This is a genomic window from Actinoplanes sp. CA-131856 (assembly GCF_050956135.1).
Lineage (GTDB): Bacteria > Actinomycetota > Actinomycetes > Mycobacteriales > Micromonosporaceae > Actinoplanes.
Map to the genome: position 1 here is coordinate 4,329,667 of NZ_CP191849.1, position 21,737 is coordinate 4,351,403.

Annotated in this window: 17 protein-coding genes; 11 read left to right on the top strand and 6 right to left on the bottom strand. The window is 70.2% G+C overall.

Annotated features, from left to right (window positions below):
• Positions 1-105: 105 nt before the first annotated feature.
• On the top strand, positions 106-1,194 hold the full coding sequence (locus tag ACQP2X_RS19970) for an endo-1,4-beta-xylanase (RefSeq protein ID WP_498699086.1): 1,089 nt from the start codon (positions 106-108) through the stop codon (positions 1,192-1,194).
• Positions 1,195-1,231: 37 nt separating this feature from the next.
• Here ACQP2X_RS19970 and ACQP2X_RS19975 read toward each other — a convergent pair whose 3' ends face one another.
• Positions 1,232-3,031, bottom strand: a complete 1,800-nt coding sequence (locus ACQP2X_RS19975; RefSeq protein ID WP_498699087.1) for an alkyl/aryl-sulfatase — start codon at positions 3,029-3,031, stop codon at positions 1,232-1,234.
• Between the two features lie 34 nt (positions 3,032-3,065).
• Positions 3,066-3,656 (bottom strand): acyltransferase, encoded by a 591-nt coding sequence (locus ACQP2X_RS19980; RefSeq protein WP_498699089.1) that lies wholly within the window; start codon positions 3,654-3,656, stop codon positions 3,066-3,068.
• Positions 3,657-3,886: 230 nt separating this feature from the next.
• On the opposite strand from ACQP2X_RS19980, the gene ACQP2X_RS19985 reads away from it, so the two are divergent.
• The 10 genes from ACQP2X_RS19985 to ACQP2X_RS20030 all read left to right on the top strand — a co-directional run bounded on the left by ACQP2X_RS19985 (position 3,887) and on the right by ACQP2X_RS20030 (position 17,015).
• Positions 3,887-4,945 (top strand): Gfo/Idh/MocA family protein, encoded by a 1,059-nt coding sequence (locus tag ACQP2X_RS19985; RefSeq protein WP_498700981.1) that lies wholly within the window; start codon positions 3,887-3,889, stop codon positions 4,943-4,945.
• The gene (locus ACQP2X_RS19990) at positions 4,942-5,907 is read left to right on the top strand and encodes an NAD-dependent epimerase/dehydratase family protein (protein WP_498699090.1); all 966 of its coding nucleotides are present in this window, start codon (positions 4,942-4,944) and stop codon (positions 5,905-5,907) included. Before ACQP2X_RS19985 ends, ACQP2X_RS19990 begins: the two co-directional genes overlap by 4 nt.
• Before the next feature lie 8 nt (positions 5,908-5,915).
• Entirely contained in the window at positions 5,916-7,031 is a 1,116-nt protein-coding gene (locus ACQP2X_RS19995; protein ID WP_498699092.1) for a DegT/DnrJ/EryC1/StrS family aminotransferase, read from the top strand.
• On the top strand, positions 7,028-7,657 hold the full coding sequence (locus ACQP2X_RS20000) for an acetyltransferase (protein ID WP_498699093.1): 630 nt from the start codon (positions 7,028-7,030) through the stop codon (positions 7,655-7,657). Before ACQP2X_RS19995 ends, ACQP2X_RS20000 begins: the two co-directional genes overlap by 4 nt.
• Before the next feature lie 8 nt (positions 7,658-7,665).
• Positions 7,666-8,757, top strand: a complete 1,092-nt coding sequence (locus ACQP2X_RS20005; RefSeq protein ID WP_498699096.1) for a DegT/DnrJ/EryC1/StrS family aminotransferase — start codon at positions 7,666-7,668, stop codon at positions 8,755-8,757.
• 100 nt (positions 8,758-8,857) lie between these two features.
• Positions 8,858-12,496 carry a DUF4082 domain-containing protein gene (locus ACQP2X_RS20010; protein WP_498699097.1) on the top strand — a complete coding sequence of 1,213 codons (3,639 nt, stop codon included), beginning with the start codon at positions 8,858-8,860 and terminating at the stop codon, positions 12,494-12,496.
• Positions 12,497-12,680: 184 nt separating this feature from the next.
• Positions 12,681-13,556 carry a hypothetical protein gene (locus tag ACQP2X_RS20015; protein WP_498699099.1) on the top strand — a complete coding sequence of 292 codons (876 nt, stop codon included), beginning with the start codon at positions 12,681-12,683 and terminating at the stop codon, positions 13,554-13,556.
• Positions 13,553-14,929 carry an O-antigen ligase family protein gene (locus ACQP2X_RS20020; RefSeq protein WP_498699101.1) on the top strand — a complete coding sequence of 459 codons (1,377 nt, stop codon included), beginning with the start codon at positions 13,553-13,555 and terminating at the stop codon, positions 14,927-14,929. The genes ACQP2X_RS20015 and ACQP2X_RS20020 overlap by 4 nt, the downstream gene beginning before the upstream one ends.
• Positions 14,930-14,942: 13 nt before the next feature.
• Positions 14,943-16,403 (top strand): lipopolysaccharide biosynthesis protein, encoded by a 1,461-nt coding sequence (locus tag ACQP2X_RS20025; RefSeq protein ID WP_498699102.1) that lies wholly within the window; start codon positions 14,943-14,945, stop codon positions 16,401-16,403.
• Positions 16,404-16,499: 96 nt separating this feature from the next.
• A complete protein-coding gene (locus tag ACQP2X_RS20030) occupies positions 16,500-17,015 on the top strand; it encodes an SLATT domain-containing protein (protein WP_498699104.1) in 516 nt (171 codons plus the stop codon).
• Between the two features lie 29 nt (positions 17,016-17,044).
• On the opposite strand, the gene ACQP2X_RS20035 is transcribed toward ACQP2X_RS20030, so the two are convergent.
• The 4 genes from ACQP2X_RS20035 to ACQP2X_RS20050 all read right to left on the bottom strand — a co-directional run bounded on the left by ACQP2X_RS20035 (position 17,045) and on the right by ACQP2X_RS20050 (position 21,731).
• Entirely contained in the window at positions 17,045-17,806 is a 762-nt protein-coding gene (locus tag ACQP2X_RS20035) for a class I SAM-dependent methyltransferase (protein ID WP_498699105.1), read from the bottom strand.
• Between the two features lie 451 nt (positions 17,807-18,257).
• On the bottom strand, positions 18,258-19,436 hold the full coding sequence (locus ACQP2X_RS20040; RefSeq protein ID WP_498699107.1) for a glycosyltransferase family 4 protein: 1,179 nt from the start codon (positions 19,434-19,436) through the stop codon (positions 18,258-18,260).
• Positions 19,433-20,608: a glycosyltransferase gene (locus tag ACQP2X_RS20045; protein ID WP_498699108.1), complete on the bottom strand. Its 1,176-nt coding sequence runs from the start codon at positions 20,606-20,608 to the stop codon at positions 19,433-19,435. The genes ACQP2X_RS20040 and ACQP2X_RS20045 overlap by 4 nt, the downstream gene beginning before the upstream one ends.
• 10 nt (positions 20,609-20,618) lie before the next feature.
• On the bottom strand, positions 20,619-21,731 hold the full coding sequence (locus tag ACQP2X_RS20050) for a right-handed parallel beta-helix repeat-containing protein (RefSeq protein ID WP_498699110.1): 1,113 nt from the start codon (positions 21,729-21,731) through the stop codon (positions 20,619-20,621).
• Between the last annotated feature and the right edge of the window lie 6 nt (positions 21,732-21,737).

Below are 21,737 nucleotides of genomic sequence, written 5' to 3' on the forward strand. Positions count from 1 at the left end.
GGACACCTTTGATCCCCCTAAGTTTCGAGGGAACTCCGGAAGTTACGGGCTTCCATGATCGCCACCGATCAGGCCCGTTCTGACGGCATATTCAAAGGAGTCACTGTGAGAAAGGCACTGGTCGCACTCTTTACGCTTCCCCTGCTTGCCCTTGGTGCTCAACCGGCACTGGCCCACGGTCACGGCGACGGAAAGACGCTGCGCGCGGCCGCGCCCCGAGACTTGCGGATCGGTTCCGCCGTCGCGGGCGGCGGGCATCACGTGGACCAGCCCTACCCGGATCCGTTCACCTACGACCGGCCGTACCGGAAGGTCCTGGCCCGGGAATTCAATTCGGTATCGCCCGAGAACCAGATGAAATGGGAGTTCATCCACCCCGAGCGCAACCGGTACAACTTCGGCCCGGCCGACGCCATCGTGCGTTTCGCCCGGGCCAACGGCCAGGTCGTCCGCGGCCACACGCTGCTGTGGCACAGCCAGAACCCGGCCTGGCTGAACGAGGGCACCTTCACCAAGGCCGAGCTGCGCTCGATCCTCAAGAGCCACATCTTCACTGTGGTCGGCCACTACCGGGGCCAGATCCAGCAGTGGGACGTGGCCAACGAGATCTTCAACGAGAACGGCGAGTACCGGCAGGAGAACATCTTCATCCGAGAGCTCGGCCCGGGCATCGTGGCCGACGCGTTCCGCTGGGCCCACCAGGCCGATCCGAAGGCCCAGCTCTTCCTCAACGACTACGGCGTCGAGTGGCCGGGCGTGAAGGTCGACGCCTACGAATCGCTGGCCAGGCAGCTTCTCGCGGCCAGGGTCCCGCTGCACGGCTTCGCCTCACAGGCCCACCTGAGCATGCGGTACGGCGCGCCCGACCAGCTCGCGGCAGTGCTCCAGCGCTTCGACGACCTCGGCCTGCACACGGCGATCACGGAGCTTGACGTACGGATGGACCTGCCCGATAGTGGCGTTCCCACCGCCGAGCAGTTGCAGACCCAGGCCACCTACTACAAGACCGTCCTCGACGCCTGCCTGGCCGTCGACGGCTGCAACTCGTTCACGATCTGGGGCTTCACCGACAAGTACTCGTGGGTCCCGGTCTTCTTCCCGTCGGAAGGCGCGGCCACGGTCATGTGGGACGACTTCTCGAAGAAGCCGGCCTACTACGCCCTGCGCGACACCCTGAACAAGGCACGCCGGTGAGACCGCGCCGCCCGGGCCCGCCAGCCCGGGCGGCGTGTCACGGCGTCACGATCGCGAACGACGGGTCGGGTTCGTCGAGCACCTCGGCCAGCCGCCGAAGAACCTTGGGATCGCCGTCGAGCCGGGCCCCGCCCGTGCCCCGGCCGGCCAGCAGCGCCAGCAGATCGGCCTTGACCAGCGTCACCCGCAGGTCGGCGCCGCCCGACGGCTCGGCCGGCCAGTGGATCAGCGCGCCGTTCGACAGGACCATCCGGTGCGAGACGCCGAGATCGGTGAAGGTCCACTCGACGCTGAAACCGGCCGTCCACGCCCGCGGCCCGTCGACCCGGATCGCGATCGAGTCGAAGAGCTGCTCGACCGTGAGCGCCCCGGCCATCCCGGCCGCGTTCACCTCGTCGGTGCCGGTCGAGATCCCCTCGCGCAGTTCCTGGGCGCCGGTCAGGTAGAAGTTGCGCCACGTGCCGTTCTCGGCGCCGAAGCCGAGCCGCTGGTAGACCTCGGCCAGCAGCTCCTTGGCGCCGGCGTGGCCGGGCTCGGCGAACACGGCGTGGTTCAGCAACTGAACGGCGAAGCGGGGATCGTCCTGGGCGATGTACTCCCGCGCCTTGGCCACCACGGCGTCGGCGCCGCCCAGGCAGTCGACGTAGCGCCGGGCCGACTCGACCGGCGGGTGCTCCCACAGATGCGCCGGATTGCCGTCGAACCAGCCCAGATAGCGCTGGTAGATCGCCTTGACGTTGTGGCTGACCGAGCCGTAGTAGCCGCGGGTGTGCCAGGCGCCGTCCAGCTCCGGCGGCAGCTCGATCACCTCGGCGATCTCGGCCCCGGTCAGGCCCTGGTTGAGCATCCGCAGCGTCTGGTCGTGCAAGTAGGCGTACAGGTCCCGCTGTTGCGACATGAAGGTGGCGATCCGCTCCCGCCCCCACGTCGGCCAATGGTGCGAGGCGAAGGCGACGTCGGCCCGGCCGCCGAACAGGGTGATCGCCTCGTTCAGATAGCGCGACCACATGCGGGCGTCCCGGACCACGGCGCCGCGCAGCGTCAGCACGTTGTGCAGGTTGTGGGTCGCGTTCTCGGCCAGGCACAGTGCCCGGCGGCCCGGGAAGAAGAAGTTCATCTCCGCGGGCGCCTCGGTGTTCGGCGTGACCTGGAAGATGATGCGGACGCCGTCGACCACCTCCTCCTGGCCGGTGTGCGTGATGTCGACCGTCGGCGCCAGCAGGGTCACCTCGCCGGTGGAGGCCGTCTGGCCCAGGCCGGTGCCGATCAGGCCGCGCGGACCGCGGGGGAGCGGGCTGCCGGTGTGGTACATGCCGCGGCGCAGCATCGCCGTGCCGGCGTACACGTTCTCGGCCACCGCGTGCTCGAGGAAGCCCTCGGGCGCCAGGATCGGCACCTCGCCGTCGACCACGCCGGCCACGCCGCCGAAGTGGTCGATGTGCGAGTGGGTGTAGATGACTCCGGTGACCGGCCGCTCGCCCCGGTGATCGCGGTAGAGCCGCAGGGCGGCCGCCGCGACCTCCCGCGACACCAGCGGGTCGATGACGATGACCCCGGTGTCGCCCTCGACCAGGGTCATGTTCGACAGGTCGAGCCCGCGCACCTGGTAGATGCCGTCGGTGACCTCGTAGAGCCCCTGTCTGGCGCACAGCTGCGACTGTCTCCACAGACTCGGGTTCGCCGTGTCCGGGCACTCCGCGTCGAGGAATCCGAAGGAGTCGTTGTCCCAGACCACCCGGCCCTCGGCGTTGGTCACCACGCAGGGGTCCAGGCCGCCGATCCGGCCGCGGTCGGCGTCGTCGAAGTCGGCCCGGTCGTCGTGTCGCAGCTCGCTCATGGGGCCAGCCTCTCGGCCGGCCCCGATCGGGTCTTCACCCAGCGAGGGTGAGGACCTCTCCGTCCTCCCGGTAGGTCTCGCCCGTCTCGGGGCAGACCCACAGGCCGTCGCCCTTGTTCTCCAACGGGCGGCCGGCCCGGCCGACCCAGCCGACGCGGCGCGCGGGGACGCCGACCACGAGCGCGTGGTCGGGCACGTCCTTGGTGACGACCGCGCCCGCGGCGACCAGCGCCCAGCGGCCGATCGTCACCGGGGCCACGCACACCGACCGGGCGCCGATGGCCGCGCCGTCGCCGATCGTCACGCCGACCGCGTGCCAGTCGTCGCCGGTCTTGAGACGGCCGTCGGTCGTGACCGCGCGCGGATATTCGTCGTTGGTGAGCACCACGGCCGGGCCGATGAAGACGCCGTCGCCCAGCACGGCCGGCTCGTAGACCAGCGCGTGGTTCTGGAGCTTGCAGTTGTCGCCGATGACGACGCCCGGCCCGACGTAGGCGCCGCGCCCGACGTTGCAATTGCGGCCCAGCACGGCATCTTCCCGGATCTGAGCGAGATGCCAGATTCGGGTGCCTTCGCCGAGAGATGCACGGGTATCGACGTCGGCCGTCGGTGCTACCTGAGTCATAGCCGGGCAGACTATCGGCCCGCGAACAAGAAACGGTGTCGCGAAATCGACCCAGCGGCGCAATCCAACCGATGGTCGTCGTCCACTTTGACCGAGAGTCTTGCGACCTCAACCGAACGTACCGGCGGCCCCTGGGGGCCTCGGGCGGATTTCTCTCAAGCCTCTTTCGGGAAGCCCATCGGGATCGATAGCTTCCGGCACGGAACCCGTCCACCGTGCACCGGATGAGGATGTTAGTGACTACTCCCATCGGAATCGCCGTCGTCGGGGCCGGCTACTGGGGCCCCAACCTCGTCCGCAACTTCCAGGCCACGCCGGCCTTCCGGCTGCGCTGGCTCTGCGACCTCGACGTCGACCGGGCCCGCCGTGTCCTCGGCGGCTACTCGACCGTCCAGGTCACCGCGGACCTGGAAGAGGTGCTCGCCGACCCCGAGGTTCAGGCCGTAGCCATCGCCACGCCGGCCGGCACCCACCTGCCGGTCGCCATGGCCGCCCTGCGTGCCGGCAAACACGTCCTCGTGGAGAAGCCGCTGGCGGCCACGTACGAGGAGGGCCGGCAGCTGGTCGAGGAGGCCGACCGCCGTGGCCTGACCCTGATGTGCGACCACACGTACTGCTACACCCCGGCCGTGCTGCGCATCCGTGAGCTGCTGCGCTCGGGCGAGCTGGGCGAGCTGCACTTCCTCGACTCGGTGCGCATCAACCTGGGCCTGGTCCAGCGCGACATCGACGTGGTGTGGGACCTCGCGCCGCACGACTTGTCCATTCTCGACTTCGTTCTTCCGGATTCGGTACGTCCTGTCGCGGTCGCGGCGCACGGAGCCGACGGAATCGGCGCGGGCCGGGCATGTGTGGCCTATCTGACGCTGGAGCTCAGCAACGGCGCGATCGCCCACATCCACGTCAACTGGCTGTCCCCGGTCAAAATCCGCACCACCATCGTCGGCGGGTCGAAGCGGACCCTGGTCTGGGACGACCTGAACCCGAGCCAGCGCGTGGCCATCTACGACCGGGGCGTCGACGTGGCCTCGCCCGAGGAGCTGGGCGACGAGCAGCGGCGTGACATCCTCGTCTCGTACCGCTCCGGCGACATGGTCGCGCCGGCGCTGACCGAGCGGGAGGCGCTGCGCACGATGGTCGACGAATACGCGCGGGCCATCACCTCCGGCGAGCCGGCGCTGACCGACGGCCGGTCCGGGCTCCGCGTCCTCGAGATCCTCCAGGCGGCCTCGCGTAGCCTGGCCGAGGGCGGCACGATGATCAAACTCGATGAAGGGCACATGGCGTGACGGGCGTACAGATCGAGGGCGCGCGCGCCCTCGTCACGGGCGGGGCGGGCACCATCGGTTCGCACGTCGTCGACGAGCTGGTTCGCGGCGGGGCCGCCGAGATCGTGGTGCTGGACAACTTCGTCCGCGGCCGCCGCGACAACCTGGCCTGGGCGCTGGAGAACGGCCCGGTCGAGCTCATCGAGGGCGACATCCGCGACGTCGAGCTCGTCAAGCGGGTCACCGCGGGCAAGGACCTGGTCTTCCACCTGGCCGCCATCCGCATCACGCAGTGCGCCGAGGAGCCCCGGCTGGCCAACGAGGTGCTGGTCGACGGCACCTTCAACGTGGTCGAGGCGGCGGCCGAGGCCGGCGTGAAGAAGCTGATCGCGTCCTCGTCGGCGTCGGTCTACGGCCTGGCCGAGGAGTTCCCGACCACGGAGCGCCACCACCCGTACAACAACGACACCTTCTACGGCGCCGCGAAGGCCTTCAACGAGGCCACCCTGCGCAGCTTCCACGCCATGAAGGGCCTCGACTACGTCGCCCTGCGCTACTTCAACGTGTACGGCCCGCGGATGGACATCCACGGCCTCTACACCGAGGTGCTCATCCGCTGGATGGAGCGCATCGACGCCGGCACCCCGCCGCTGATCCTGGGCGACGGCCTCGCCACGATGGACTTCGTGCACGTGGCCGACATCGCCCGGGCCAACATCCTGGCCGCCAAGGCCGACGTGACCGACGAGGTCTTCAACATCGCCAGCGCCACCGAGACGAGCCTGCGCGATCTGGCCGCCGCGCTCAGCGAGGTCATGAAGAGCGACCTGGAGCCGGAGTTCGGCCCGGCCCGCGCGGTCAACGGCGTCACCCGCCGCCTGGCCGACACCAGCGCCGCCACCGAGAAGCTCGGCTTCACCGCCCAGCTGTCGCTGCACGAAGGCCTTCAGGGCCTCGTCGACTGGTGGCGGTCCTCCAAATGATCCCGGTGATGATTCCGCAGCTGGGCGAGGAAGAAGCCCAGGCTGCGGCCGAGGCCGTACGCTCCGGCTGGGTCGCCCAGGGCCCGCGCGTGGCCCGTTTCGAGCAGGAGTTCGCGGCCGTCGTCGGCGCCTCGCAGGGCGTCGCGGTCAGCTCCTGCACCACGGCGCTGCACCTCGCTCTGGTGGCGCTCGGCGTCAAGGCGGGAGACGAGGTGGTCGTCCCGTCGCTGTCGTTCATCGCGACCGCCAACGCGGTCCGTTATGTCGGCGCGACCCCGGTCTTCGCCGACGTCGACCTGGCCACGGGCAACCTCACGGCCGAGACCATCGATGCCGTACGGACGCCGCGCACCCGGGCGATCATCGCCGTCCACCAGGGCGGCGTCCCGTTCGACACGGACGGGCTGCGCAAGGCGGCCGCGGGCTGGGGCGTCGAGCTGGTCGAGGACGCGGCCTGCGCGGCCGGCTCCACGGCGTACGGCCGGCCCGCCGGCACCGGCGCCACCCTGGCCGCCTGGTCGTTCCACCCGCGCAAGCTCATCACCACCGGTGAGGGCGGCATGGTGACGCTCGACGACGCCGACCGGGCCGTACGCCTCAAGCGGCTCCGCGAGCACGGCATGAACGTCTCCGCGGCCGACCGGCACAAGAGCAGCCAGCCGGTGCTCGAGGCCTATCTGGAGACCGCCTACAACTACCGGATGACCGACATCCAGGCCGCGGTCGGGCTCGTGCAGCTCGGCCGCCTGCCCGGCCTGGTGGCCGACCGCCGTGCCAAGGCGGCGCGCTATCAGTCGCTGCTCGCCGACGTCGCCGGCCTCGTGCCGGTCAGCGACCCGGCCCACGGGCAGACGAACTACCAGTCGTTCTGGGTGCTCATCGACGACGAGTACGGGACGAGCCGCGACGACGTGCTGGCCGAGCTGGCCCGCCGGGGCGTCTCGGCCCGGCGCGGCATCATGGCGGCCCACCTGGAGCCGGCCTACGCCGACGTCACGCCCGGGCCGCTGCCGGTGACCGAGCGCATCACCCGCGACTCGCTCATCCTGCCGCTGCACCACAAGCTCACCGAGGACGACCAGGACCACATCGTGGGTGTCCTGCGGGAGCTGGCCAGGCCGTGACGGACCTGGTCATCGTCGGAGCGGGTGGCTTCGCGCGGGAGACCGCCGCCGCCGCCCGCGCCGGCTGGAACGTGCTCGGCTTCCTCGACGACAACCCCGAACTGCACGGCACGACCCGCTCGGGCCTGCCGATCCTGGGCGACGTCGAGCGGGCCCGGGAGATGGACGCCGCGGTCGTGGTCTGCGTGGGCAACCCGCGCAACTTCACGGCCCGGCGCAGCATCGTCGAGCGCCTCGGCCTGCCCGAAGGGCGCTACGCCACGGTCGTGCACCCGCTCGCGTGGGTCGGCGCCGGCAGCACGGTCGGCCCCGGCACCGTGCTGCTGGCCGGCACGGTGCTCACCGCCGACGTCGCCGTCGGGTCGCATGTGGCCGTCATGCCGCAGGCCGTGCTCACCCACGACGACCGTGTCGGCGACTACTGCACCATCGCCTCCGGCGTCCGGCTCGGCGGCAGCGCTGTGCTCGACGAGGAGGCGTACGTCGGAAGCGGTGCCCTCATCCGCGAGGGCGTGAAAGTCGGCGCCCGATCCCTGGTCGGCATGGGCTCGGTCGTGCTGCGCGACGTGCCCGCCGGCGAGGTCTGGGCCGGCAACCCGGCCCGCCTGATCCGCTCAACTTCCTAGGAGCCCCTATGTCCCGGATCCCGCTCGTCGACCTCGCCGCCGCCCACGCGGAGGTGGCCGAGGAGGTCGAGGCCGGCTTCAAGCGCGTCATCGCCGACACCGCCTTCGTGGGCGGGCCCGAGGTGGCCGCGTTCGAGCAGGAGTACGCCGCCTTCTCCGGCCTGGCGCACTGCGTCGGCGTGGGCAACGGCACCGACGCCCTCGAGCTCGCCCTGCGCGCCGTCGGCGTCGGGCCGGGCAGCGAGGTGATCCTGCCGGCCAACACGTTCATCGCCACGGCCGAGGCGGTCGCGCGCTGCGGTGCGAAGGTCGTGCTGGTGGACTGCGACCCGCGGACGTACCTCATCGACGCCGACGCCGCGCTCGCGGCCGTCACCCCGGCCACCAAGGCCATCGCGCCCGTGCACCTCTACGGGCAGATGGCCGAGGTCGAGAAGCTGACCTCGGCCGGCGTGGCCGTCGTCGAGGACGCCGCCCAGTCGCAGGGCGCCACCCGCCACGGCCGCGCCGCCGGCGTCGACGGCATCGCGGCCACCAGCTTCTACCCGGGCAAGAACCTCGGCGCGTACGGTGACGCGGGCGCCGTCGTCACCTCGTCGGAAGAACTGGCCACCATCGTCCGTACGCTCGGCAGCCACGGCGGCCTGAAGAAGTACCACCACGACCTGATCGGCGTGAACAGCCGCCTCGACGGCCTCCAGGCGGTCGTGCTGCGCGCGAAGCTGGCCCGCCTGGCCGACTGGAACGACCGCCGCCGGGCCGCCGCCGCCCGCTACCACGAGCTGCTGGCCGGCCTGGACGTCGTGCTGCCGGAGACGCTCGACGGCAACGAGCACGTGTGGCACATCTACTGCGTGCGGATCCCGGGCGGGCGCCGCGACGCCGTCCTGGAGCGCCTCAACGCGGCCGGCATCGGCGCCGGCATCCACTACCCGATCCCGGTGCACCGTACGGGCGCTTTCGCCGGACTGGGCGGATCCTTCCCGAATGCTGAGGCCGTCGCCCCCGAAATCCTCTCGCTCCCGATCTATCCGCAGATCACCCCGGAGCAGCAGAGCCGGGTGGCCGAGGCGCTGGCCACCGCCCTGCGGCAGGAATGACCCGAGAGGCGTTGGAGATCATCCGACCGGTGGAGGTCGTCCTGTCAGGACGTGCCAATAGGGTCTGCGGCAAGTAGCGGAAAAGGAATTCGAGGACACGATGGATAGAGCAAGGGCGCTTATCGCCGCCGCCACAGCCACGATGCTGGGAGCCGCGGTACTCATCGGGCTGGGCCCGTCGGCGGTCTCGGCCGCCTGCTCACCGAACGACATCGTGTGTGAGAACGCGCTCGCCGGCACCCCGTCCGACGAATGGGACATCACCGGCGCCGGCGACGACACCATCCAGGGTTTCGCCACCGACATGAGCGTCAACGCCGGTGAGACCGTCACCTTCAAGGTGCGGGCCGAGCACGCGTTCACCGTCGAGATCTTCCGGATCGGCTACTACGGTGGCGCGGGCGCCCGGCGCATCACCACGCTGCCCACCACCTATCCGGCGCAGAACCAGAACACCGCCTGTGTCGACGACGACGCCACGCAGATCTACGACTGCGGCACGTGGGCGCCGTCGGCGACCTGGCAGGTGCCGTCGGCCTCGGTCTCCGGCGTCTACTTCGCGCTGCTGACCCGCACCGACGGCGGCTCCAGCCACATCTCCTTCGTCGTGCGCAACGACGCCAGCCACTCCGACGTCCTGTTCAAGACCTCGGACGCCACCTGGCAGGCCTACAACACGTACGGCGGGGCCAGCTTCTACGGCGGACCGCAGGGACGCGCGACCAAGCTCAGCTACAACCGCCCCTTCGCTACCCGGGGCGCGTTCGACGGCCGCGACTTCCTGTTCAGCAACGAATACCCGATGATCCGCTTCCTCGAGCGCAACGGGTACGACGTCACGTACACCACCGACGTCGACGCCGACCGGCGCGGCGCGCTCATCGCCAACCACAAGGTGTTCCTGTCCGTCGGCCACGACGAGTACTGGTCGGGCCCGCAGCGCACCTTCGTCGAGGCGGCCCGCGACTCCGGCACCAACCTGGCCTTCTTCAGCGGTAACGAGGTCTACTGGAAGACCCGCTGGGAGACGAGCAAGGACGGCTCGAACACCGCGTACCGGACCCTGGTCTGCTACAAGGAGACCTGGGACAACCGCAAGAGCGACCCCACCGAGGAGTGGACCGGCACCTGGCGCGACCCGCGCTGGAGCCCGCCGTCCAACGGCGGCGTGCCGGAGAACTCGCTGACCGGCACCATGTTCATGGCCAACAGCGACGACATCACCATGGAGGTGCCGGCGGCCAAGGGCAAGAACCGCTTCTGGCGCGGCACCGAGGTGGCCAACCAGACCTCCGGGGTCAAGCAGCTGGCCAAGCACACCATCGGCTACGAGTCGGACGAGGACATCGACAACGGCTTCCGCCCGGCCGGCCTCATCCGGCTGTCCGAGACCACCGGCCCGACCCCCGAATATCTGCGCGACTTCGGCCAGGTCGTCACGCCGGGCACCACCACGCACCACATGACCCTCTACAAGGCGGCCAGCGGCGCCCTGGTCTTCGGCGCCGGCACCGTCCAGTACGCCTGGGGCCTCGACGACCACCACGACAGCGAGTGGGACATCGAGCCGGTCGACAAGAACATGCAGCAGGCGGTCATCAACCTGTTCGCCGACATGAAGGTGCAGCCGGCCACCCGGATGAGCAACCTGCTGGCGGCCAGCGCCTCGACCGACACCACGGCGCCCACCGCCGTCATCACCTCGCCGGCCGCCGGCGCCACCGTGGCCAACGGCTCCCAGGTGACCGTCTCCGGCACGGCCTCCGACACCGGCGGCGGCGTGGTGGCCGCGGTCGAGGTCTCGCTCGACAACGGCACCACCTGGCACCCGGCCAACGGCACCACGGCCTGGTCGTACACGGGCTACGTGACCGGCGACGGCGTCGCCACCGTCAAGGTGCGCGCGGCCGACGACAGCGCCAACCTGAACGCCAACCCGACCACCCGCGCGGTCAACCTCACCGGCTCGACCTCGCTGTTCGGCAACAAGGTGCCCGGCACGCCGGCCTCGACCGACACCGGCGCCACCGAGGTGGGCATCAAGATCACGCCGCAGACCGACGGCTTCATCAAGGCGGTCCGCTTCTACAAGGGAGCCGGCAACACCGGCACCCACACCGGCAGCCTCTGGACCGAGGACGGTGACCTGCTCTCCAGCGGCACCTTCGAGAACGAGACGGCCACCGGCTGGCAGACCCTCACGCTCTCGCCGGCGGTCCCGGTGGTGGCCGGGTCGACGTACGTGGCCTCCTACACCGCGCCGAACGGGCGCTACGCGGCCGACTCGTGGGCCTTCGCCTACCGTGCCCTGAACGCGGCGCCGCTGACCAGCCCGCGCAGCCAGGACTCGGGCGGCAACGGCGTCTTCGGCGACCCGGGTGAGTTCCCGGTCCGGTCCTACGCGGCCACCAACTACTACGTCGACGTGCTGTTCGACTCGTCGAGCCTGACCGCGCCGACCGTGCTGACCGTGACTCCGACGCCGGACGCGCTCTACACGCCGGTCTCGGCTCAGCCGGCGGCCACCTTCAGCAAGCCGGTGAACGCCGCGGCGATCACCTTCACGCTGGTCAACGACGCCGGCGCCAACGTCGCCGGCACCATCGACTACGACGGCCCGACGCGCACGGCCCGGTTCGTCCCGGCCGCCGCGCTGACCGCGGGGGAGACCTTCACGGCCCGGGTCGCCGCGTCCGACACCAACGGCAACGCGATGGCGCAGCCCAAGGTCTGGAAGTTCACCACCGACCCGGCCCAGACGACCGTGAACAGCCTGTTCCCGGCCGGCGCGACGCCGGACACGGCGGCCGTCAAGGACTCGCGGGGCACCACGCTCGGCGTGAAGTTCACCCCGTCCGCCGACGGCACGGTCATCGGCATCCGGTTCTACAAGGGCACGGGCAACGGCGGCACGCACGTCGGCAGCCTGTGGTCGGCGGCCGGCAGCCGGCTGCGCCAGGCCACCTTCGTCAACGACTCGGCCACCGGCTGGCAGAGCGTGTACTTCGACGAGCCGTACAAGGTCGACGCCGGCACCACCTACGTCGCCTCGTACTACGCCCCGCGCGGCAACTACGCCGCCACCAGCGGCTACTTCAACAGCCAGCGCGTCAACGGCCCGCTGACCGGTGTCGGCGGCAACAACGGCCTCTACACGTACGGCGCCGACGTCTTCCCGACGAGCTCGTACGGCAACACGAACTACTGGGTCGACCCGATGTTCGTGGCCGCGCCGGAGGAGCCGCAGCCGCCGCAGCCGACCGTCCCGCAGGGCGCGGTCACCGTCTGGCCCAGCACGGCCACGCCGGCCAACGCGAGCTGGAACGACTCGGCCTCCATCTCGGTCGGCGTCCAGTTCACGACCGACGTCGCGGGCGTGGTCAACGGCATCCGCTACTACCGCGGCGCCGGCAACAACGGCACGCACACCGGCACGCTGTGGAACGCCGCGGGCGACCCGCTGGTCACCGGCACCTTCGTGAGCGAGACGGCGACCGGCTGGCAGACGATGCTCTTCTCCCAGCCGTACGCCATCACGCCCGGCAACGTCTACACGGTGTCGTACGCGACCACGACCGGCCACTACGCGGTGACCTCGGGCGGCCTGGCCTCGGCCACGCACAACGCGCCGCTGCACGTGCCGGCCACCGGCGGTGTCTTCAAGTACGGATCGGGCTTCCCGGCCACCCGGTCGAGCCACAACTTCTGGGTCGACCCGGTCTTCACGCCCAACAGCTGAGCTCTCGATGAACGGAAGATGAGAATGCGGTAGAAGAAGACGACGGGTGTCAGTTGTCCGATCCAAACTGGACCCGAAGTACGGATGGCCTGGCGCCGTCGGAGGACGTTAGTGTCATCCCGGCGTCAGCGGAATGTGCGACATGCCGGTGCACCGGGGGGTGTGACCGGCCGAGGGGAACGGCATGGATTTCTGGGACCTTACCAAGCTCATGATTCGCCGCTGGTATGTCTCGGTTACGCTCTTGCTGGTCACGATAGCCGCGACGGGCTACGCCGCGACCGAGATCAAGCCGGACTACGCGATCACCTCGTATGTCCAACTGATCCCGCCGACGGTGGCCTCCGACCCGAACAAGGTCATTTCGGTGCAGAACCCGTGGCTCGCGCTCGGGCTGTCGTCGCTGAGCAACGCCGCCACCGTGGCCACGCAGGACCAGACCTTCCTCGACGCGCTGAAGAAGAAGGACGAGACGGCGAGCTTCGAGATCACCATCTCGGACAAGAACCCGGTGGCGATCATCGCGGTCGTCGCGCCCACCCTCGAGGAGGCGCAGTCGGCCACCACCGAGGTCACCACGCAGTACGAGAAGTCGGTCGACTCGCTGCAGAAGCAGTACAACGTCAAGAAAGCCGACATGATCACGGCCTACCGGCTCGACAAGGGTGAGAACCTCAAGCGCCCGGGCGGCAAGGTCAAGCGGGCCGTGGTGGTCATCTTCGCCATCGGCATCCTGCTCACCGGCGGCATCACGATCCTCGTCGACACGCTCCTGCGGCGCCGCAAGCGCCGCAAGGGCGGCGACGCCGACGTCACGCCCGAGATGCCGCCGGGCTCGGCCGCGATCCCGCTGAACGGCACCTTCCCGTCCGTTCCGCAGATCAACCGGCCCAGTGTCAACGGCGACGCCGACAAGACCAAACCCCTCGGCCAGTACGCCCGTGGCGGCGCCCAGCAGCAGAACGGCCGCGACCCCGGTGCTGAGACCATCGTGATCCCGTCCATGCCGCGGGCCCGTCAAGGCGGTGAGCGGGGCAACGATCGCGGCAGGCGCACTTGAGCGCCCCGCCGATCTCGGCGAGAGACCTAGAACCGGCGCTGTTCGCCGACCAGATGTACGCGACCCGCCGCCGGCTGGTCGTGCTGGACGCGGCGTTCGGTCTGGCCTTCGTCCTCGGCTGGCTCACCCTCATCCCGTCCCGGCTGATCATCCCGGGCACCACGGCCGACGTCGGCCGGCCCGGTACGGTCCTGTGCGTCCTGCTGTTCTGCTGGTGGCTCGCCACGCGTCTCAGCCCCGAGCTGGTGATGCCCGGGCCCCAGCCGATCCGCTGGGCGGCGCTGTTCTTCTTCCTGTCACTGCTGATCTCGTACGTCATCGCCTTCGCCCGGGGTCTGACCCCGCTGGAGGCGAACGCGGCCGACCGGTCACTGCTGGCCGGTGGCGCGGCGTTCCTCGGGGTCATACTCGTGGCGGCCGACGGCATCTCCAACTGGAGCCGGCTGCGCTTCCTGCTCCAGGTCTTCATCTGGTGCTGCGTCTACATGTCGGTCATCGGCCTCCTGCAGCGGGTGCTGCCGGTCAACATCGTCGAATACATGCAGGTGCCCGGCCTGACCAACCTCGGCGTGCCCGGATTCCAGGTGCGCGGCAGCGGTTTACGGGTGCCGTCGACGACCACCCACTATCTGGAGCTGGCGGCCGCCCTGTCGCTGGCCGTCCCGATCGCCATCCACTTCGCCAAGTTCTCGGCGAAGCAGATCGTCCGTGGTCTGTACGGGGCGGCGGCGTTCCTGATCGTGGCCGGCATCCTGGTCACCATCAGCCGTACGGGAATCATCTCGATCTTCATCGCCCTGCTGATCCTGATGCCGCTCTGGACGTGGCGCACCCGCTACAACATCATCGCGATGGGCATCACGGCGGTCGTGGCCATCTCGGCCATCCAGCCGTCGACGGTCCGCACCATCTACGACATCTTCGCCGGAGCGAGCGAGGACTCGAGCATCCAGGTGCGCACCGAGCGTTATGCGATGGTCGGCACGTACTTCAGCCAGCGCCCGTGGTTCGGCCGCGGATCCGGCACGTGGGAATGGCCCATGTACCAGTTCCTGGACAACCAGTGGATGCGCACCGCCCTGGAGAACGGCATCGTGGGCATCGTCGTCCTGGCCGGCCTGCACCTGACCGCCATCACGGTCGCGGCCATCGCCATGCGCCGGGCCGAGACCAGCGAGCAGAAGCACCTGTGCCTGGTGCTCATCTCCACCCAGGTGATGGCCCTGTTCATCACGTACACGTTCGACTGCCTCACCTACACGACGTACTCGCTCTCGCTCGGCATGACGGTCGGCCTCTGCGGCGCGGTGTGGCGCCTCACCCACCCGTCCCGGGAGATCCGGACCTCGGCTCCGCGCTGGTCCCGGGTGTGAAAGGAACAAATCGGTGGAAGAGCCGCTCGGCAAACTAGTCAAGCGGGGCCTGGGCTGGAGCTTCGTCAGCAGCCTGGCCACCCGCGCCGGCACGGTCCTCAGCGGCATCATCCTGGCCCGGCTGCTCTCGCCCGCGGACTACGGCCAGTTCACGGTCGCCCTGGTCGTCCTCATGATCCTGGTCAACATCAACGACCTCGGCATCGAGCCGACACTGGTCCGCTGGGCCGGCAAGATCGAGAAGATCGCGCCGACCGCGACCACCCTGATCTTCGGCGCCAGCTGCCTGGTCGCGGCGGCCGCGTTCTTCGGGGCGCCGGGCATCGCGTCGGCCCTGAACGCGCCCGAGGCGGCGGGCATCGTCCGCCTGCTGGCCGTCTCGGTCGTCATCAACGGCCTGTTCGCGGTGCCGTCGGCCATGCTGACCCGCAACTTCATGCAGGGCCGCCGGGCCACGGCCGACCTCACCGGCATGATCGTCACCCTGGGCCTGTCCGTGGTGCTGGCGTCGCTCGGCTTCGGCGCGTGGAGCCTGGCCTGGGGCCGCTTCGTCGGCAACCTGGTCAACGGCGTCCTGCTGCTGGTCTTCACCCCGCAGCGCTTCCGCCCCGGCTGGGACCGCGAGGCGGCGGGCCACGTCCTGCGCGGCGGCCTGCCCATCGCGGGAACGCTGCTGCTGGCGGTGGGCCTGATGAACCTCGACTACATCGTGGTCGGCCGTCTGATGAGCCCGGAGGCCCTGGGCCTCTACCTGATGGCCTTCAACCTGTCGAGCTGGCCGGTCAGCATCCTGTCGGTGGCGGTGGCCCGGGTGTCGGTGCCGGCGTTCGCCCGCTTGCAGGACAACCTGCCGGCGCTGAGATCGGCCTTCAGCCGGTCATTGACCCTGATGCTGATACCGACGTCGCTGGTCGTGGCGGGCTTGGCGGTGTACGCCCTGCCGGCCACCCGCGTCGTCTACGGCTCCGAGTGGTCGGGCGCGGCGGCGGCCCTGACCTTCCTGGCCGTCCTGGGCGGCTTGCGGGTGGCAATGCAGCTGGCGGCCGACCTGCTGACAGCGGTGGGCAAGGCCAGGCTGAACATGTACATCCAGGCGGCGTGGATTGTGGCGCTGCTCCCGGCCCTGATCATTGGCGTGTCACACGGCGGCATCCGGGGAGCGGGCATAGCGCACCTGATCGTCGCCTTGGCGGTGGCGATCCCGCTGCACCTGGCGGCGGTGGCGACGGTGCCGATCCCATGGTGGGATTCGATCCGCGCGTGCATCCGCCCGGTCCTGGCCGGCGCGGCGGCAGCGCTGGTCGGCATCGGCGTCCAGCGCCTGGTCGACGGCGACCTGCTGACGCTCTTGCTGGGTGCCGTCCTCAGCACGGCGGCCTTCGCCGCTGTGGCCTGGCCGGCGCTGCGGTTGATCCGCACGCCGGCGCCGGCCGAGGAGCCGGTGGAGGCGTCGGCGGTCGTCACGGCTCGGTGAGCCAGATCCTCGTACGCTGAGACGCTGGAGGGCCGGTCCGGCCAGGTTCAGGTCGTTCGCTGCCGCGCGGGGGTGCGGGTGGGGAGACGGCTGTGTTTGTCCGGCTACGATCCGTCAATGAGTGCGAAGGATCCGCCGCTCCAATCGGCCGTGCCGGTGCCCGGGCTCGCACCCCTCGAACTGGCGCAGGACCTGATGGCTCGGATCGAGACGGCAAACACCTACGCCCGGACGCGGAAGAAGCGCTTCAAGCGAAGCTCGACTGTGGTCCGGCTGACGACGTTGACGTTGCTCGTCGCCTCCACGATCATCCTGGGTCTCCAGGATCTGGACTTCTGGGCCGGGCTCGGATTCTCACTCGTCGCCGTCGTGACGGTGATCAACACCTTGGAGCCGTTCTTCGCCTGGCGTTCCCGGTGGGTGTTGATGGAGGAGACACAGTACGAGTTCTATCGGCTGCGCGATGAAGTCAGCTACTACATCGCCGCGACCCAGCCGGCGGACCTCGATCCGGCCCGGATCCGGGCTTTGTTCGACGAGTACCAGGCCATCTGGGATCGGCTCGGCAAACGCTGGCTGGAATTCCGCCAATCACCCGTGGCGGGTCAATAGGAGCATGGGCAGGTCTGCGGCCTCGGGGCTCATCGCGATTCTGGTGGACGGCCGGCGCGGGCCAGGAGGGAGAAGGCGTTGGGGAGGCGGCCGCGGAACGCGGCGGCGTCCACGTCACCCATACGCCAGAACGGTTCGGGATATTCGGCCAGGTGGCGGATTTCCAGGCCGGCGTCGACCACGGCGGTGACTGTGCGGCCCAGGGTGTGCTGCCACATGACGGCGCCGTGGGCGGGGAAGCTGGAGTCGTCACAGACGAACGAGCGACCGAAGTAGTCGCGGTCGGGGCGGATGCGCGGCTCGTCGAGGTCCCAGGTCCAGAGCTCGGTGGCGGGGTGGCCCTCGTAGACGAAGAGGTGACCGCCGGGGCGGACGAGCCGGGCCATCTCGGTGGCCCAGGCATCGATGTCGGGCATCCAGATGAGGGCGCCCTTGCCGGTGTAGACGAGGTCGGCGCAGCCGTCGCGCAGGGGAACGCCGGGAACTGCGGCCGTGACGTAGCGGCATTCGGCGCCGAGCCGATCGGCGCGGGCCTGCGCGGCTTCCACAGCGATCCGGCTGTAGTCAACTCCGATCACGGCGCGGGCGCCGGCCCGGACGAGCGCTAGGTCGTCCTCGCCGTTGCCGCTCTGCGGGTGCACCACAAGGGGGCGGGCCGCCAGGATGTCGGCCAGCAACTCGTACTCGTCAGCGGTCAGCGTGTCGTCGGACGGCAGCCCACCGAAGGCCTGGATCTGGCCCCGGTAGGCCTCCTCCCAGGCGCCACGGTTGGCAAGCGACGTCGGATCCATGACGTCAAGCGTCTCGGCCACCGGGTACGTCGGTCAACCGCATTTGCCCGGTCGCGTGCCGTCGATGGCTGCGAGAAATCCGGCCCTCCACGAGGCCGTACTGGCAGCGGCCTCCACCCGGCGGCTTCCGGTTCCAGGCGCGCGCCTCCGAACTCGGCCACCCGCCGCGCCTTGAAGCGCCTCGTTGGTCAGGCTCGCCACGGTCGACGCGGCACTGTCGGTGAAGCGGGGGGAGACAAGCCGAGGCGACAAAAAGACAAGGGTGCTTGATGTTTTGTCGGGGTTGTTTGACTGATGCCGGTCGTGGGCGCGGTGTGATGGAGGCGGGCCCGGCCGAGCCCCGCAGCACAACGGATACGGCGGCGTGGGAGCAGACGGTACGACCACTCGACGGTCGCCGACACGGCGGTGCCCCGACTGCCCGACCCGGCGAGGGGCGGCGGGCACACCCTCAGCGGGACGGGAGCAGGTCCCGGGCGGCGCCGGCCGTGCGGACGGCGGCTGTTCTCAGGCCGTCGGTGGCTCGGGATCGCATGGGGGAGCGGTCGGCGACGGTCTCGTGGCAGAGCTCGTCGAGCTTGGCCGTTACGGCTTCCAGGGAATAGTTCTGGAGGATGAAGTTCCGGGAGAAGTCGCCCAGCGATGGGGCGGGGTCGGTGGCCAGTTCGCGGATCTCGGCGATCAGGCCCCTGTTGCCCTCGTCGCCGTCGCCCAGGCCGTACATGCCGGTGTAGAGGAAGCGGTCGGCCGTGGACGGGGTGAAGGCCGCGGCGAAGCCCTTTTCGCCCACTACGACTGTGGGCTTGGCGAAGGACAGGGCTCGCAGGGACGAGCCGCCCATGCCCACCACCACGTCGGCGGCGGCGTAGGCCGGGCGGGGGTCGGACATCGCACCCACCAGGAGGACGGCGGGGCGGCCGAGGGACTCGTTCACCGCGGCGGCCTGGGTCTCGATGGCGGGGCGGGCGGTGCCGTCGCCGACGATGACCAGGCGGAGGCGGGGGAGCTCGGCGCCCAGCGTAATCATGGCGTCGACGGTGCGGCGCAGGCTCTCCAGTTTCAGGTGTTCGACCAGGCGGGAGACGGTCACCACGAGGATGTCGTCGGGGTCGAGGCCGTGGGTGGCGCGGAACTCCTTGCCCAGGGCGGGATCCGGGGCGTTCAGGTGGACGTCCACCGGGGGGAGCAGCAGGCCCAGGCGGTCGCGGCCGGCGGCTCGGGCCTGGTCGAGGAGCTCGTAGGTGCCGAAGGTGGTGCGGACGGCCCGCGGGATCAGGCGGGGGACGGCCATCGACATGACCGTGGCCAGCAGGGGGAGGCCGGTAGGCAGGTGGACGCCGTAGAAGGCGTCAAGGGTCTGCGTCCAGTCCCAGGCGTGGATCAGGTCGGGCTTCTCGTCGCGGACGGCCGCGCGCAGGGCGCGCATCCGGGCCGGGGAAGGGTGGGCGCCGGGCTCGGGGGCGGGAAGGAAGCGCAGGCCCTTTTCCGAAGCGAGGGACACCATCGGGCCGGGGGTGGCGAACAGGACCGGGTCGTAGCCGTGGTTGTCGCGCAAGGAAGCGGCCAGCTCGATGGCGTTGACCTGGGTGCCGCCGACCTCGAGACGGTGGGCGTAGACGAGGATCTTCACGAGGCGTCCAGGTGGAGGAGGTCGGCCAGTTGGGCGGCGCGGCGGTCCCAGCTGTGCTTCTGGGCGAAGGCGCGGCGGGCGCCGGCCAGCGGAGCGGTGCGGGGCACGGCCAGCTCGGCCTGCACGGCGGCGGCGAAGGAAGCTGGGGACGAGGCCAGGGTGACCAGGTCGGTGTCGAGCCAGGTGACCGCGGGCAGGGGCGTGGCCACGCCGCCGCGGCCGGCGGCCAGGTATTCCAGGGTTTTCAGCGGGAAGCTGGCCCGGTTGAACTCGTTGTCGGCGTACGGGGTGAGGCCGACGTCGATCAGGCGCAGGTACGACGGCATGTCGGTGTGCGGCTTGGGGCCGGTCCAGCAGACGTTGGCGCGCTGAGCGAGCGCGGTGAAGCGGTCGGCCTGATATCCGGGGGCGACCGGGCCGACGATGAGCAGGGAGACGCCGGTGTCGGCCACGGCTTCGAGCAGGGACAGGTCGATGCGGTCGTTGACGTGGCCCAGCAAGCCCGCGATGGGGCCGGAAAGGGGGACGTCGGTGGGGAGCGGGGCCTCGTCGACCGAGGCGTACAGGTCGGGGCGGCAGCCGTTGGGCACGAACTCGGCCGGGAAGCCGTCGCCCGCGTACCTCTTCTGCAGTGACTCCGAGACCACCGCGACCGCGTCGGCCCGGCGCAGCGAGCGCGCCTCCTCGCGGAGCAGGCGCTCGCGGGGCAGGCCCAGCATGCCGGCGCCGGCCACGAGGTCGTCGGTGGCGTAGAAGACGCGGCGCCGCGCGGGCATGTCGAAGCCGGGGTCCTCGACGCGGGAGGAGACCACGGCGGCGAGCGGAGCCGGTGAAGGATAGAGCTGGTCGACCGCCTTGACAACAGCTCGCCGGACCATCGGAGGCACCAGGCGGTGCAGGCCGGGGCGGCTGTGGCCGGGCACGACCGGGGTGACCAGGTGGGCCAGGCGCGGGTTGAGGACGCGCAGGCGCGGGCCGTCCATCAGGCTGCCTAGTTCCGGCCGCTTGAGGGCGGTCAGGGCCGAGACCGGTGGTTCCACGAAGAGGACCGGGTTGAAGCGGCTCAGGGCCGACGCCATGTTGCGGTCGTGGCCGGGTGGGCCGTCCCAGCGGCTGCCGGAGAAGTAGACGATGAGGTCGCCGCGGCTGCCCTCGAGCGTGGATGTGGTCACGGAAACCGCCTCATGACAGGGACACGGGACTCTTGGTGTCGGCGAAGACGTTGCCGGTGAAGGTGTTGCCGGGGCCGTTCGCGTCGAAGTGCGCGATCGGGCCCCACTGGCCGACCTTCGGGAAGACGTCCTTGCCGAACGTGTTGTTCTCGATCCGGATGTTGCTGGACTGCCCGTGGTCGCCCTCGCCGCCGTACACCGTGTAGCCGCCGCCGGCCAGGTAGTTGTCGACGATCAGGGCGTTGCGGGCCACGCCGAAGTCCTGGAACAGCGCGATGGCCGAGGTCTGCGTCTCGTCGTTGATGATCGTGTTGTGGCGGATGGTCAGGGAGGCGCCGGACGGCGGGCCCTCGGTCGACTGGATCATGTCGACGTGGTCGCCGTCGTAGACCTGCGGGGAGTGCAGGTAGTTGTCCTCGATGAGGCCGCGGTTGGTGGCGATGCCGTCGGCGATGCGCGAGATCTCGGTGCGCTTGACCGTGATGTGGCCGCCGATGTTGTAGATGCCCTGATGCATGCTCGTGCTGCCGTTGCCGCGGATCTCGCTGTCCATCACCACGAGGTTGCTCGCGCCGGCGGTCTGCACGATGCCCCAGTCGGCCTTGGCGCTGTTCGTCACCCGCGTGTTCGAGATGACGACGTTGCTGGCCTGGACCGTGATGACGCCGGTGACGTCGAGCGCGTTGAGGACCGTGCCGTTCTTCGTCACGGTGATGTCGCCGCGCGCCTTCAGCTTCACGCCGGGCCGGACGCCGGTGTTGGAGGCGTTGGGAAACGACGTGGGGCGGGCGGCGGCGGGCGGCGCCGCCGGCTTCGCCGACGTCGTCTTGGGCGCGGGCTTGGTGCTTTCGGCGGCGCTCGACGGTGGTACGGAGTTGCTGGGTGACGGGGGCACGGAACTGGGCACGGCCGACGGCGGCGGTGACGGCGCCGTGGCCGGGGTGGTCACCGGGCCCACGGCCGACGGCGACTGCCCGCCGACGATGGCGCCGGTGGTCCGGGGCGGCTCAGGCCGGGTGCCGATCACGACGAGCGCGGTCACCACCGCCACGGCGAGGGCGCCGGCCAGGATGATCAGGCCCCGCTTCGGCTCGCGGAGGTGACTGCCAGGGTCGGTGGTCATCGTGCT

Excerpts from the sequence above, each read along its gene's own strand:
- ACQP2X_RS19975 (WP_498699087.1), bottom strand. The coding sequence starts at position 3,031 with ATGAGCGAGCTGCGACACGACGACCGGGCCGACTTCGACGACGCCGAC.
- ACQP2X_RS19980 (WP_498699089.1), bottom strand. The coding sequence starts at position 3,656 with ATGACTCAGGTAGCACCGACGGCCGACGTCGATACCCGTGCATCTCTC.
- ACQP2X_RS19985 (WP_498700981.1), top strand. The coding sequence starts at position 3,887 with ATGTTAGTGACTACTCCCATCGGAATCGCCGTCGTCGGGGCCGGCTAC.
- ACQP2X_RS19995 (WP_498699092.1), top strand. The coding sequence starts at position 5,916 with ATGATTCCGCAGCTGGGCGAGGAAGAAGCCCAGGCTGCGGCCGAGGCC.
- ACQP2X_RS20005 (WP_498699096.1), top strand. The coding sequence starts at position 7,666 with ATGTCCCGGATCCCGCTCGTCGACCTCGCCGCCGCCCACGCGGAGGTG.
- ACQP2X_RS20010 (WP_498699097.1), top strand. The coding sequence starts at position 8,858 with ATGGATAGAGCAAGGGCGCTTATCGCCGCCGCCACAGCCACGATGCTG.
- ACQP2X_RS20015 (WP_498699099.1), top strand. The coding sequence starts at position 12,681 with ATGGATTTCTGGGACCTTACCAAGCTCATGATTCGCCGCTGGTATGTC.
- ACQP2X_RS20035 (WP_498699105.1), bottom strand. The coding sequence starts at position 17,806 with ATGGATCCGACGTCGCTTGCCAACCGTGGCGCCTGGGAGGAGGCCTAC.
- ACQP2X_RS20050 (WP_498699110.1), bottom strand. The coding sequence starts at position 21,731 with ATGACCACCGACCCTGGCAGTCACCTCCGCGAGCCGAAGCGGGGCCTG.